We start from the raw sequence: 13,459 nt of genomic DNA, 5'->3' as shown, positions 1-13,459 counted from the left end.
CCTCAGAAGTTGATGTTGAGGTCGCGGATGTACATGTAGAGGTCCATCGCGGCCAGCGCCAGCGGCAGCACCAGGGCGATCAGGACCGCCTCCAGGATGTCCACCATGCGGCGCTGCACCGGGGAGAACCGGCGGTTCGGGAACACCACGCCGAAGATGATCGACAGGACGCCCAGCAGCAGCAGCGGCGGGAACACCCAGGCGACCGCGACCGGCATGGTCGCGACCTGCGCCAGCAGGCCGATGGTGACGCCCAGCGAGGACAGCAGACCGCTGAACAGCAGGGCGATCGCCTGGCTGCCGTTGGCGTAGTTGCGGCCGCGCAGCAGCAGCACCGCGGAGACGACGACGGCGAAGGCCGCGCCCCAGACCGGGTTGAACACCGCGGCGACGATGGCGCCGCCCGCGGCCACCACGCCGCAGCCCACGATCAGGCCGGTCATGTACTGGTGCGCCAGGCCGGTCTGCCGCTCGATCATGCGGTAGTCCGGGAAACCGGTGTCTTCCTTGAGGTCCTCGGCGCTGCCCGGCACGTGCGGCAGCGGCAGCTTGGCGAGCTGGATCGTGATGCGCGGCAGCAGCGAGATGCCGGCCAGGCCGATGGCGGCGGCACCGGCGGCGATGCCTGCCGGGTTCGCAGCGGGCACCAGGGTGCCGACGATGAAGGCCACGGTGCCGAAGGCGCCAGCGGTCGCAGCGGCGATGAACGTGACGACGCCCGCCCCGATCACCATGATCGACACTGAGGCGAAGATGAACGTCAACGCGCTGGCCAGCAGCAATCGCGGTTCGAGCGCGTTGCCCGGGACGATGTTGAAACCGGCCACGAAGGCGAACGGCAGACCGCCCGCCGCCGCGATGACGGTTCCCGTCGTCGGCGCCGCGTAGGCGCGGGTCACCATGGATCCGACGCCGGTCGCGAAGAACGCCACGACGACGCCGACCACCGCGGCCACGATCTGGAACACGATCGCGGTGGTGGTGTCGAGGTTGTGGTGCAGCAGCCCGGCCGGTCCGGCCAGGCCGAGCGACGCGGCTGCGCCGATCAGCGCCAGCGCACCGGCGGTGTGCCCGACCTTGGCCGCGGTCTCCTTGGTCCAGGGCCGGTAGCTGCCGGGCTCGGCCTCGGCGAGCGCGTCGACGACGTCGTCGTACAGCGGCGGCGGCGGGTTGTCCGCGCCGCGCCGCAGCTGCAGCATGTCGCCGTCCACGATGCCCTGCGCGGACAACGACTGGTTCGGTTCGAGCGGCTCGCTGTCGCCAAGCCGTGCCAGGACCCAGCCCCCGTGCCGCGAACCGCCGTCGGGCGTCGTCTCGCGGGCCATTTCCAGCAGCATCGGCAGCTGGTCTGCCACCGACACGTCGGAAGGCAGCGCCAGGTCGATGCGAGTTGTAGGTGCCACCACCGTCACGCGGCTGAACACCGTGGTCCCGGTCGCCACTTGGGCCCCCTACTCCCTGAAGGTTGATTGCCTTGCATTCTTTTGTCGTCTGGGGCTCGATCCAACCAAGGCCGGGTTTTTCTTTCGAAACCGACCCGCCCGGTCGGAGAGCGCCCCTAGTATGGCCACACCAACCGTCGAGGGGTGACGGGTTTGGCGGAACTCGTGCCAACGACTTGATATCTGCTTGGTCACGTCCGACTCCCACCCCGCCGCCGGTGGCGCCGCAGCTGTGCAGAATGCTGGGCGCGACATCGAGAGCACGTTTGACACGGAAAGGTTGTTGCGTCCGGTGAGCACGCTGCAGTTCAAGCGAACGCCACGCCTGGCCGCTCCCAGGCCACCGGGCGGGGAGGTGCACCTCGAACCACCGCCGGAGATCCCGCGGACCATTCCGGGCAACATCGTCCAGAAGGTCCTGCCGGCCGTCATGATCGTCGCTTCGCTGGGAATGATGGTTTTCATGCTCCAGCGGGCGCAGAACAACCCGATGATGATGATGATGCCGATGATGATGCTCATCTCAACTTTCGGGATGATGGCCGGTGGGGGCAAGGAAGGCGGCCAGAAGAAGGCCGAGATGAACGAGGACCGCAAGGACTACCTGCGGTACCTCGGTCAGATGCGCGACCGCGCGCGGGAGGCTGCCGACGAGCAGCGCCTGGCGCGGGAGTGGGTGCACCCGGACCCGCAGACCCTGTGGTCGCTGGCGGCAGGTCCGAGCCGGCGCATGTGGGAGCGTCGTCCGAACGACAACGACTTCTGCCAGGTGCGGGTCGGCCGCGGTTCGCAGCGGCTGGAAACCCGCCTGGTGCCGCCGCAGACCGGTCCGGTCGACGAGCTGGAGCCGATCACGACGCTGGCGCTGCGCCGTTTCGTGCGCGCGCACTCGCTGGTGCCGGACCTGCCGATCGCCACCTCGCTGCGCGGTTTCGCCGCGGTCGGCTTGCAGGGCGACAAGGAACTCGTGCGCGGCCTGGCCCGCGCGATGGTGTGCCAGCTGGCCACCTTCCACACCCCCGACGACGTGATGATCGCGGTCGCCAGCAGCGGCCGCGCGCGCACCGAGTGGGAGTGGGTGAAGTGGCTGCCGCACGCCCAGCACCCGACCGAGACCGACGGCATCGGTCAGATGCGCCTGATGGCCGGTTCGCTGGCCGCGATCGAGCAGATGCTCTCCGAGCAGCTGGCCGAGCGGCCGCGCTTCCAGCGCAACGCGGCTCCGCCGGACGGCCAGCCGCACATCGTGATCATCATCGATGACGCCGAGATCAGCCGCGAGGAAGCGCTCTACGTCGAGGGCGGCCTGGCCGGCGTGACCATGATCGACCTGTCCGACCTGCTCGGGCAGCTCACCGCACGCCGCGGCATGCGGATGGTCGTCGAGGAGGGCCGGGTCGGTGCTCGCGGCGGCAGCGGTGTCGAGTGGTTCGGCAAGCCGGACTCGCTGAGCATGGAGGAGGCCGCTGCGCTGGCCCGCCAGCTCTCCCCGTACCGGGTCGCCGGTGGCGGGGGCGCCGCGTCCGATGCGGACAGCGGTGGCTACGAGCCGCTGACCACGCCGCTGAACTACGTGGAGCAGCTGGGGCTGGCCGGTGACGTCGTCACCTTCGACCTCAACGAGGCCTGGCGGCCGCGGTCCCGCGACGACCTCTACCGCGTCGCGATCGGCCCCGGCGAGCAGGGCGAGATCGTCCACCTGGACATCAAGGAGACCGCCTCGGGCGGTATGGGTCCGCACGGTCTGTGCATCGGTGCGACCGGTTCCGGTAAGTCGGAGTTCCTGCGCACCATCGTGCTGGGCCTGATCGCCACCCACTCGTCGTCGATGCTCAACTTCGTGCTCGTCGACTTCAAGGGTGGTGCGACGTTCAACGGGTTCGACCCGGCGCCGCACGTGTCGGCGAACATCTCGAACCTCGAGGGCGACGGTTCGCTGATCGACCGCATGTCGGACGCGCTGGCCGGTGAGATGAACCGCCGCCAGGAGGTCCTGAACAAGGCGGGCGCGAAGAACGTCTGGGACTACCGGAAGATGGCCGAGGCCGGCGACGACCGCTGCGCTGAGCCGTTGCCCGCGCTGTTCGTGGTCATCGACGAGTTCTCCGAGCTGCTCTCGCAGCAGCCGGACTTCGCCGAGCTGTTCGTGATGATCGGTCGTCTGGGTCGTTCGCTGCAGGTCCACCTGCTGCTCGCGTCGCAGCGGCTGGAAGAGGGCAAGCTGCGCGGTCTGGACTCGCACTTGTCGTACCGGATCGGTCTGAAGACCTTCAACGCGGCGGAATCCCGCGCGGCCATCGGTGTTCCGGACGCCGCGGACCTGCCGGCCACCGGTGGTCACGGCTACCTGAAGCACCCGAACGGCATGGACCGGTTCCGCGCCGCGTTCGTGTCCGGTCACCTGCACCAGACCAGTGGTCGTCGGCCGGCGCTCAAGGGCGCTGCGTCGCCGGTCACCGGTGAGAAGATGCCGCGGCCCTTCATCCCGGACTACGTGGAGAAGCCGAAGGAGCCGGAGAAGCCGGTCGTCGAAGAGGTCAAGGAGGAGAAGAAGAGCGACCTCGACCCGACCGACTTCCAGATCGTCATCGACAAGGTGCACGGTCAGGGTCCGCCCGCCCACCAGGTGTGGCTGCCCCCGCTGGACTCCCCGCCCACTTTGGACAGCCTGCTGCCTCCGCTGCAGCAGACCGACGACCGCGGTTACACCGCCGCCGGTTACGCGGGCAGCGGTCGGCTGCAGGTCCCGGTCGGCCTGATCGACGTCCCGTACAACCAGCGCCAGGACCCGATGATCCTCGACCTGAGCGGTCAGGGCGGTCACGGCGCGATCGTCGGCGGTGTCGGTGCCGGCAAGTCGAACACGGTCCGCGCGATGATCGCTTCGATGGCGCTGACCCACACCCCGCAGGAGGTGCAGTTCTACTGCGTCGACCTCGGTGGTGGTTCGATCGGTGCGCTGCGCGGCCTGCCGCACATGGGTGGTTACGGCACCCGCCGCGACGCGGACACGGTGCGCCGGACGATCGCCGAGCTCAAGACGATGCTGGCCGAGCGGGAAGCCCGTTTCGCGCAGCACGGCGTCGAGGGCATGAACGACTACCGGAACAAGCGCCGCCGCGGTGAGTTCGAGGACGACCCGTTCGGCGACGCGTTCCTGATCATCGACGGCTGGCGGACGTTCCGCGAGGAGTTCGAGGCCCTCGAGCAGGACGTGCTGAACCTGGCGGCCAACGGTCTCGCCTACGGCGTGCACGTGTTCGTCACCGCGGCGCGGTGGGCGGAGATCCGCCCGGCGATGAAGGACTTGATGCAGACCCGCATCGAGCTCCGCCTCGGTGACCCGAGCGAGTCGGAGATCGACCGCAAGTTCGCGGTGAAGGTCCCGCAGGGCCGCCCGGGTCGCGGTATGCACGGCACCAAGCTGCACTTCCTGACCGCTCTGCCCCGCGTGGACAGTGAGAAGATCGGTGATCGCGTCGCCGACGAGATCGAGGCGGTCAAGCGCGAGGCCGACGAGGGCAAGCCGCTGCGCAACCCGCGGATGGGTTGGGAGCTCTACAACGACGACGTCTCCGACGGTGTCGCGGACCTGGTGAACCGGGTCAAGAGCTCGTGGAAGGGGCGTCCGGCGCCGCAGGTCCGCCTGCTGCCGGATCTCCTGCCGCACCAGCAGCTGCCGCGTCCGGAGCAGCAGCCGAATCCGAAGTTGGTGCCGATTGGTATCAACGAGGATGGTCTGCACCCGGTGTACCTGGACTTCAACGCCGAGCCGAACTTCTACGCGTTCGGTGAGCGGGAGTCGGGCAAGACGGCGCTGCTGCGCACGATCGTCCGGGGTATCACCGAGCGGTACACGCCGAAGGAAGCGTTGATCCTGCTGGTGGATTACCGGCGCACGATGCTCGGCTTCCTCAACACCGGCCACCTGCTGGAGTACGCGGTGGGTGCGGACCAGCTCAAGAGCAACGTCAAGGATGTGGCGGGGTCGTTGAAGAAGCGCCTGCCGGGTCCGGATGTGACGCAGGAGCAGTTGAAGAACCGTTCCTGGTGGAAGGGTCCGGAGCTGTTCGTGATCGTCGACGATTACGAGCTGGTGGCGCCGCAGGGCAACAACCCGCTGGCTCCGCTGGCGGAGTTCATCCCGACGGCCAGCGATGTGGGTCTGCACATCATCCTGGCCCGCAACTCGGGTGGTGCGGGTCGTGCGCTGTACGAGCCGTTGATCGGCAAGATGCGCGAGACGTCGGCCCCGGGTCTGGCGATGAGCGCGAACAAGGACGACGGCCAGCTGGTGGCGAACATCAAGTCGCGTGCGCTCCCGCTGGGTCGCGGTACCTTGGTGAGCCGCAGCCTGCGTGGTGGTCCGCAGATGATCCAGACGGCGTTCATCCCGCCGGAGTGAGTCTTTCGGCGTTCTCGGGCGGAATTCCGGGAAGGTCAGGTCGGCCAGTCGCGGAGTTCGTGGAGCAGGTCAGGAAGGTACCTCGACGACGACGCCGCACGCCGGGGCACCGACGGCGGTCCGCCGTGCTTCTCGCCGCGCGGCTGAGGTGCGCCTCGTCTCGAAAACCGCGCTGGCGGGTGGTTCAGCGCTGCCCGCTGGTATTCATGTCGTCATGAACGACCAACCGGTTGGTGGGACGCTCGCGCGGATCAGAGCGACCTTGCCCGCCCTGCTGCCCAGCGAGCAGCGGGTCGCCGAGGTGCTGCTCGCGCGGCCCAAGGAAGTCGTCGACTGGTCGGTCGCCGATCTGGCCGCCGCGGCCAGCACCTCCTCGGCGACCGCGGTGCGTGCCTGCCAGCACCTCGGGTTCCGGGGTTTCCAGCAGCTGCGGCTGCTGCTGGCCCGCGACATCGGTGCCGGGGCGCAGCAGGCCGAACCCGAGTTCTCGCCGGAGGATCCGCCGGAAGCCGTCGCATCGGCGGTGTTCAGCGCGGTGAGTTCCGCCGTTTCCGCCGGCATGAGCACCATCGACGCGGATGCGTTGGCGCGTGCCGCGGATCGGATGACCGCTGCTCGCCGGATCCTGTTCGTCGGCAACGGCGGTTCGTCGTTCGTCGCGCAGGCCGCGGCCTTCCGGTTCGCTGCCGCTGGTTTCCCGGCGGACGCCCCGGTGGACGCGGTGACGCAGCAGATCACCGCGCGGTTGCTGGCCCCGGAGGACCTGTGCGTGGCGGTCAGCTCCAGCGGGGCCAACGAGTTGACGGTCCGGGCCGCTGAGGCGGCGCAGAAGGCCGGGGCCGGGATGATCGGGGTGACGGGTTTCGCGCGGTCGCCGCTGGCCTCGGTCAGCGACATCGTGCTGGTGACCGGAACCGCTCCGCCGGTGGCCGAGCCCAACGTGCTGTCCGGTCCGATGACGCAGCTGGCGCTGCTGGTGTCGTTGCAGATCACCGTGGGGTTCCGGCGCGCGGACCGCTCGCAGGAGGTGCTGGAGGAGGTCTGGCGGATCGTTTCGCCCGATCTGCGCCGAAGCTGACCGACGCCTGCTCAATGAGGGTTTTCCATCCTCGTCCTGCGTGGCGGTGCGGGTGGCGGAACCTCAGCGCCCGCCTGGACTCCGGGTGCCCGACTTTATGTATGCCAATACACGGCAGCCGGGCCGTCCTCGCCAGGCGAACGCTGAGAACCCGCGGCGGCGCAAGCGCCGAGGGTGGGCTATTCGCCTGCGGCGCATGCGACCCGCACAGGGCGGTGCCGGTCGTGCTTCGCGGTCGCAGTCCGAGCAGGATGAAAAAGGCTCAATCCTGGCCGAGCGGATGGATCCTGCTCGGCTGCCGGTCATCTCTCGTTCACGGAGCTCGATGAGACTCCCCGTGTAAGCGCGTTACTCAAGATCCACCGATCTGTGGAACGCGAATTCATAGGAGGAGTCGTGGGACGGATTCGCCTCGAGCGGCTGGGGCGGCGCTTCGGCGCCGTCGCGGCGGTGGACGGCATGGACCTGGAAATCGAGCACGGAGACTTCCTGGCTCTGCTCGGGCCGAGCGGCTGCGGGAAGACGACCCTGTTGCGCATGATCGCCGGGCTCCTGCCGCCCAGCGAAGGGCGCATCCTGGTCGACGGCGAGGACGTGACGGACCTGCCGCCCAAGCGGCGCGACCTGGCGATGGTCTTCCAGAGCTACGCGCTCTACCCGCACCTGACCGTGGCGAGCAACATCGGCTTCCCGCTGCGGATCCGCCGCCGTCCCCGCGCCGAGGTGCGGGAACGCGTCGCGGCGGTCGCCGCTCAACTGGAACTCGGCGGGCTGCTCGACCGGCGCCCCAAGGAGCTCTCCGGCGGCCAGCGGCAACGGGTCGCGCTGGCCCGCGCGCTGGTGCGCGATCCGAAGGCGTTCCTGATGGACGAGCCGCTGTCCAACTTGGACGCCAAGCTGCGCACCGCGACCCGGGTCGAGCTGGCCGCGCTGCACCGGCGGCTCGGATCCACCTTCATCTACGTCACGCACGACCAGGTCGAGGCCATGACGATGGCCACCCGGATCGCGCTGATCAACGGCGGTCGCCTCGAACAGGTCGGCACCCCGGCGGAGGTCTACGACCAGCCCGAGTCGGTCTTCGTCGCCGGATTCCTCGGCGCACCACCGATGAACCTGCTGTCCGCGCGGGTGGCCGCCGGGGACGAGCGCGTGCGAGTCACCGCGCCCGGGCTGGACGTCCCGCTGTGGAGCGGGACGACCCCGGAGCAGGAGGTGGTGCTCGGGATCCGTCCGGAGCACCTGTCCTTCGCCGCGCTGACCGAGGAACCCGGCGAACGCCCGCTGCTGCGCGGAGCGGTGCGGGCGGTGGAGAACCTCGGCAGCGAGGAGGTGGCGATCTGCGACGTGGGCGGCACGGACGTCGCCGTTCGAGGTCCTCGTCCGCTCGGCGTCGTCGCCGGAGAAGCGGTCGCGCTGACCGCCGATCCCCACCGGATCCACCTCTTCGACGAGCCCACCGGCCGACGGCTGGTGTGGCAGGACGACCCGGTGCCCGTCAGCGCTTCTTGAGAACCCGTTCGACGAACTCGCTGAAAACCCTTGGCGCGGCCCCAAAGGCGGCCAACGGCGCCGCAGAACCCCCCCTGAACAAGGAGAACCGAGAGTGAGAAACGCACGCCGGTCCGGCGTCCTCGGCGCGATGCTGGGCGCCGTGGTGCTGCTGGCCACCGCATGCGGTGGTCTGGGCAGCACCGCGGCGGATTCCGGTGCCGCCGAGATCGCCCCCGAACTCGATCCGAACCAGCAGGTGGACATCACCTTCGAGAGCTACAACCTGGCCACCGCGGGCGCGTGGACGGACACCATCAACGGGCTGCTCGCGGAGTTCCAGGCCAAGCACCCCAACATCAAGGTGCACGGGCAGCCCCCGCAGGGCGCGGCCGGCAGCAACGCCGGTGCCAACACGGTCGCCAGCGTGCAGAGCCAGCTCGTGGTCGGCAAGGCCCCGGACGTCGCGCAGCTGACCTTCGGCGATCTGGACTACGCCGTGCACCAGCTGCGGCCGAAGGCGCTCGACGACATCGTCGGCCGCGACGCGGTGCAGGCCCACTTCGAAGGTGCGCACCCGGTGCACCCGCGGGCCCGGGAGCTGGCGAAGCTGGACGGCAAGACCTACGGCATGCCGTACGTGTTCTCCACGCCGGTCCTCTACTACAACGCCGACCTGTTCCGCCGCGCCGGGCTGGACCCGGACAAGCCGCCGACCACCTGGGCCGAGGTGCAGCAGGCCGGTCTGGCGATCAAGAACAGCACCGGGACCCCCGGCGCGTACCTCGACTGCCTGACCAAGACCTCGGGCGACTGGTGCCTGCAGGGCCTGATCCGCTCCAACGGCGGCCAGGTGCTCTCCGCCGACCGCAAGTCGCTGACCTTCGCCGAACCGCCGGCCGTCGAAGCGATCTCGATGGCCCAGCAGCTCGTGAAGTCCGGGGTCACCCCGGACCTGACCCAGGCGCAAGCGATGGATGCGATGGGCCGCGGGCAGCTCGGCATGTTCCTGGAAACCAGTGCGCTGCAAGGGAGCTTGCAGTCGCAGTCGGCGGGCAAGTGGGAGCTGCGGGCAGCGCCGATGCCGTCCTTCGGCGGCAACCCGACGGTGCCCACCAACTCCGGCTCCGCGCTGTTCGTGATGTCCGACGACAAGGCCAAGCAGCGGGCGTCCTGGGAGCTGATCAAGTTCCTCACCAGCGACGAGGCGTACCAGGCGATCTCCTCGAAGATCGGGTACCTGCCGCTGCGCACCGGTCTGGTCGACGACCCGAACGGGCTCAAGCCGTGGGCCGACCGGAACCCGCTCATCCGCCCCAACCTGACCCAGCTGGACCGGCTGGAGCCGTGGGTGTCCTTCCCCGGCGACCACTACGTGCAGATCCGCGACCTGATGCTGCAGGCGGTGGAGAACTCCGTCTACCGCGGTCAGGATCCGCAGGCGACGTTGTCCGAGGCCCAGCGCAGGGCCACCGAGCTCATGCCGCGCTCATGAGCGCGGCGACGCAGCGGCACGTGCCGCTGACCGGCACGCACAACGTGCGCGACGTCGGCGGCTACCCGACCGCCGACGGCCGGTCGATCCGCTGGAACACCCTGATCCGCGCGGACGCGCTGCACCGGTTGACCGACGCGGGACGGGCGCACTTCGCCGAGATGGGCTTGCGGACCGTTCTGGACCTGCGGGAACGCGCTGAACGGGAGCACGCGCCGGACGCGTTCACCGGACCGGAGCCGGTGCAGCGGTGGGTGCCGATCTTCGCCGAGCGGCTGGACTCGGCGGCGATGGGCCTGCCGGAGATCTACCGGCGGATGGTCGACGACTTCGGCGACCGGCTCGTGCTCGCCGTGCGGGAGCTGGCCCGGCCGGGCGCGTTGCCCGCGGTGGTGCACTGCAGCGCCGGGAAGGACCGGACCGGTGTCGTCATCGCCCTGGCGCTGTCGGTGGCCGGGGTGGCACCGGAGGTGATCGCCGAGGACTACGCGATGACCGGCGAATTCCTCGGCGCCGAGTACCTGGCCGACATCGAGCAGCGGATGGCCGCGATCGGCCTCTCCCAGCAACCGCGCGACAACGCCGTCGCCTGCCCGCCCGAACTCATCCACGACACCCTGACCCGCATCACCGGAAAGCACGGCACGGTGCGGGACTTCCTGCTCGCGCACGGCGCGACCGGAGAAGAACTCGAAGCACTCCGCACCGCGCTCGTGTCGTGACCGCGGAACCCGCGCTCACGACCCCGCGCAAGTCCCCGAGGAGCCCGGAAATGTCCTTGCCCCGCCACACGATCATCCAGATCAGCGACTCCCACATCGTCCCCGAAGGCGACCTCCTGCACGGCCGCGTCGACACCGCGGAGAACCTGACCTCGGCCCTGGAAGACGTCGAGAAGCTGTCCACCCCGCCGGACGCGGTGCTGCTCAGCGGAGACCTCGCCGACACCGCGGACCCCGCCGCCTACCGCCGGCTGCGCGCGATCGTCGAAGCCTTCGGCGAGCGCACCGGGATCCCGGTGCTGTACGCGATGGGCAATCACGACGAGCGAGCCGCGTTCCGGGCGGGCCTGCTGGACGCCGACGGCGTCGAACCGTACGACCACGTCCGCATGTTCGGTGACCTGCGGTTGATCGTGCTGGACAGCACGGTTCCCGGCAAGCACCACGGCGAGCTGACCGAGGAACAGCTGTCCTGGCTGGCCGACGAGCTGGCCACGCCCGCGCCGGGCGGCACCGTCCTCGCCCTGCACCACCCGCCGATGGATTCGCCGATCCCGCTGATGGATTCGGTCGCCTTCCACGGCACCGCGCAGCTGGGCGAGGTGTTGCGGGGCAGCGACGTGCGGATCGTCGTCAGCGGCCACGCGCACTACCCGTCTGCCGGCCTGCTCGGCGGCGTGCCGGTGTGGATCAGCGGTGCCAGCGCTTACACCCAGGACGTGCTGATCGAGCAGAACGGTCTGCGCGGGGTCGTCGGCGGCGCCTACACCCGCATCGACGTGTTCGAGGAGACCGCGATCGCGACGTCGGTCCCGATCGGCGCCCGCGAAACGGTCTACGAGATCACCATCGAGCAGCTGAAGTCCTACATGGAGCAGGAGAGCTGACACGTGCTGGTCCCGGTCGCCCGACCGGCGGCACCAGCCGCGGAGAGCCGGCCCGCCCGGCCCTCCGCGGCGCGGCGGCTGCGCGGTCTGCTCCCACCGCTGCTGTACCTGGCCCCGGCCCTGGTCTTCCTCTACGCGTGGACCTACCGGCCGCTGGCCCAGACCTTCCAGCTCTCCTTCTACAACTGGAACCTGCTGCCCAGCTCGCCGATGGAGCCGGCGGGCCTGGACAACTACGCGCGCGTGCTCCAGCTGCCCGAGATGGGGCAGGCGGTCGGGAACACGCTGATCTACATGGCGGCGCTGCTGCCGTTCACGGTGCTGCTCCCGATCGTCGCGGCGCTGCTCGCCCGGCGGATCCGGGGCCGCGCCCGAACCGCGTACCAGGCCCTGATCTTCGTGCCCACGCTGGTGACCCCGGTGGCCGGGGCCGCGGTGTGGCGGTGGTTGCTGGACCCGAACAGCGGGCCGGTGAACCAGCTGATCACGGCGTTCGGCGGCGAGGCGGTCAACTTCTTTCGGGAGCCCGGTGCCGCGATCACGGCGATCATCGCCATCTCCGGGTGGAGCCTGCTGGGCTTCGCCACCCTGGTCGTGTCCGCGGGCCTGGCCGGGATCAACGACGACTACGCCGCTGCCGCGTCGCTCGACGGGGCCTCCCGCTGGCAGACGACGCGGTGGATCACGTTGCCGCTGCTGTCGCCGACCGTGCTGTTCCTGGTGCTGATGACCACGCTGCTGTCGGTGCAGATCACCTTCCCGCTGATCGACGTGCTCACGCAGGGCGGGCCGGACGGGACCACCACGAACGTCTACTACCTGCTCTGGGAGTACGGCTTCCGCAACTTCGACGCGGGCTTCGCCGGTGCCGCCGGAACCGTCTTCTTCCTCTCGTTCGGGCTGGTGGCGGTGTTCTTCGTCTGGCTGTCGAACAAGTTGAGCTTCTACGACAACTGAGAGGTGCGAGATGCCGCTGACCGTGATGGCCGCGCCGCACGCGGCCGAACGACCTCCCGCGCGGGTGGCGCGGCCCGAGGACGGCCCGGTGGGGGAGGGGAGCCGGGGACGTTCGGTGATCGGGCACCTCGTGCTGATCGCGCTGGCGATCGTGGCGGTCTTCCCGGTCTACTGGATGTACTCGACCTCGGTGCGCCCGCCGTCGGACGCCCTCGGCCAGTCGCTGCTGCCGTGGCCGCTGTCGTTGGCGAACTACGAGTACGTGTGGCAGGTCATCCCGATGGGGAAGATGCTGCTGAACACCTTCGCGGTGGCGGCGGCGTCCAGCCTGGCGCAGCTGCTCGTGGCGCTGCTGGCGGCCTACGCGTTCGCGGCGTGGGACTTCCCCGGGAAGGGGTTGCTGCACCTGCTGTTCGTCGGGGCCTGGCTGGTCCCGTTCCAGGTCACGATGATCCCCAACTACGTGTACCTCTCCCAGCTCGGGCTGCTCAACACGCTGGCCGGGGTGGTGGTCCCGACGGTGTGCTCGACGATGGCTGTCCTGCTGCTGCGCCAGCACATCCAGGCGTTCCCCCGGGAGCTGCTGGACGCGGCGCGGATGGACGGCCGCTCGTCGTGGGGGACGCTGTGGACGGTCGTGGTGCCGAACCTGCGCCCGGCGTTGGCGTCCATGTCGATCCTGCTGTTCATCTCGGCGTGGAACGAGTACTTCTGGCCCGCGCTGGTCCTGCAACGCACGGACTCGGTGCTGCAGATCGGCGTGCGCAGCTTCCTGTCCGCCGAGGGCGACAACTGGGGCGCGGTGATGGCGGCGTCGGGCCTGGCCTGCCTGCCGATCTTCGTCCTCTACCTCCTCCTGCAACGCCAGGTCGTGGACGCCTTCGTCCGCTCACGTCCGGATCGAGTCCTCGTTCCACCCTTCGCTCGACTCCCGTCAGGTACGCGTCGGCGGCAGCCCGGTAGTGGTCGGCCGAGAACAACA

9 protein-coding genes are annotated in these 13,459 nt (G+C 69.6%); 8 read left to right on the top strand and 1 reads right to left on the bottom strand.

Annotated features, from left to right (window positions below):
- Window positions 1-2: 2 nt before the first annotated feature.
- On the bottom strand, window positions 3-1,442 hold the full coding sequence (gene eccD / locus ABTZ89_RS05040; RefSeq protein WP_351040354.1) for a type VII secretion integral membrane protein EccD: 1,440 nt from the start codon (window positions 1,440-1,442) through the stop codon (window positions 3-5).
- Window positions 1,443-1,734: 292 nt separating this feature from the next.
- Between eccD and eccCa the strand changes: the two genes are divergently transcribed.
- From eccCa to ABTZ89_RS05000, 8 genes are all read left to right on the top strand, one after another.
- Window positions 1,735-5,847 carry a type VII secretion protein EccCa gene (gene eccCa / locus ABTZ89_RS05035; protein ID WP_351040351.1) on the top strand — a complete coding sequence of 1,371 codons (4,113 nt, stop codon included), beginning with the start codon at window positions 1,735-1,737 and terminating at the stop codon, window positions 5,845-5,847.
- A 214-nt stretch (window positions 5,848-6,061) separates the two neighbouring features.
- Window positions 6,062-6,925: a MurR/RpiR family transcriptional regulator gene (locus ABTZ89_RS05030; protein WP_270946991.1), complete on the top strand. Its 864-nt coding sequence runs from the start codon at window positions 6,062-6,064 to the stop codon at window positions 6,923-6,925.
- A 396-nt stretch (window positions 6,926-7,321) separates the two neighbouring features.
- Window positions 7,322-8,437: an ABC transporter ATP-binding protein gene (locus tag ABTZ89_RS05025; RefSeq protein ID WP_351040348.1), complete on the top strand. Its 1,116-nt coding sequence runs from the start codon at window positions 7,322-7,324 to the stop codon at window positions 8,435-8,437.
- Between the two features lie 94 nt (window positions 8,438-8,531).
- On the top strand, window positions 8,532-9,911 hold the full coding sequence (locus ABTZ89_RS05020) for an ABC transporter substrate-binding protein (RefSeq protein ID WP_270946993.1): 1,380 nt from the start codon (window positions 8,532-8,534) through the stop codon (window positions 9,909-9,911).
- Window positions 9,908-10,633 (top strand): tyrosine-protein phosphatase, encoded by a 726-nt coding sequence (locus ABTZ89_RS05015; RefSeq protein ID WP_351040344.1) that lies wholly within the window; start codon window positions 9,908-9,910, stop codon window positions 10,631-10,633. The genes ABTZ89_RS05020 and ABTZ89_RS05015 overlap by 4 nt, the downstream gene beginning before the upstream one ends.
- Before the next feature lie 50 nt (window positions 10,634-10,683).
- Complete coding sequence (locus ABTZ89_RS05010; RefSeq protein ID WP_351040341.1) at window positions 10,684-11,520, top strand: phosphodiesterase; 837 nt, start codon at window positions 10,684-10,686, stop codon at window positions 11,518-11,520.
- Between the two features lie 3 nt (window positions 11,521-11,523).
- Window positions 11,524-12,477, top strand: coding sequence for a carbohydrate ABC transporter permease (locus ABTZ89_RS05005; RefSeq protein ID WP_351040338.1), 954 nt, complete (start codon window positions 11,524-11,526; stop codon window positions 12,475-12,477).
- Between the two features lie 10 nt (window positions 12,478-12,487).
- Window positions 12,488-13,459, top strand: a 972-nt coding sequence (locus ABTZ89_RS05000; RefSeq protein ID WP_351040335.1) for a carbohydrate ABC transporter permease, incomplete at its 3' end; no start/stop codon positions are given.

Source organism: Saccharopolyspora sp. NPDC002686 (assembly GCF_040295745.1).
Taxonomy (GTDB): domain Bacteria; phylum Actinomycetota; class Actinomycetes; order Mycobacteriales; family Pseudonocardiaceae; genus Saccharopolyspora; species Saccharopolyspora oryzae.
This window is presented reverse-complemented; position numbering and strand designations above follow the sequence as displayed.

Bases quoted from the DNA above. Each gene is read 5' to 3' on its own strand.
- ABTZ89_RS05010 (WP_351040341.1), top strand. From the start codon at position 10,684: ATGTCCTTGCCCCGCCACACGATCATCCAGATCAGCGACTCCCACATC.
- ABTZ89_RS05030 (WP_270946991.1), top strand. From the start codon at position 6,062: ATGAACGACCAACCGGTTGGTGGGACGCTCGCGCGGATCAGAGCGACC.
- ABTZ89_RS05015 (WP_351040344.1), top strand. From the start codon at position 9,908: ATGAGCGCGGCGACGCAGCGGCACGTGCCGCTGACCGGCACGCACAAC.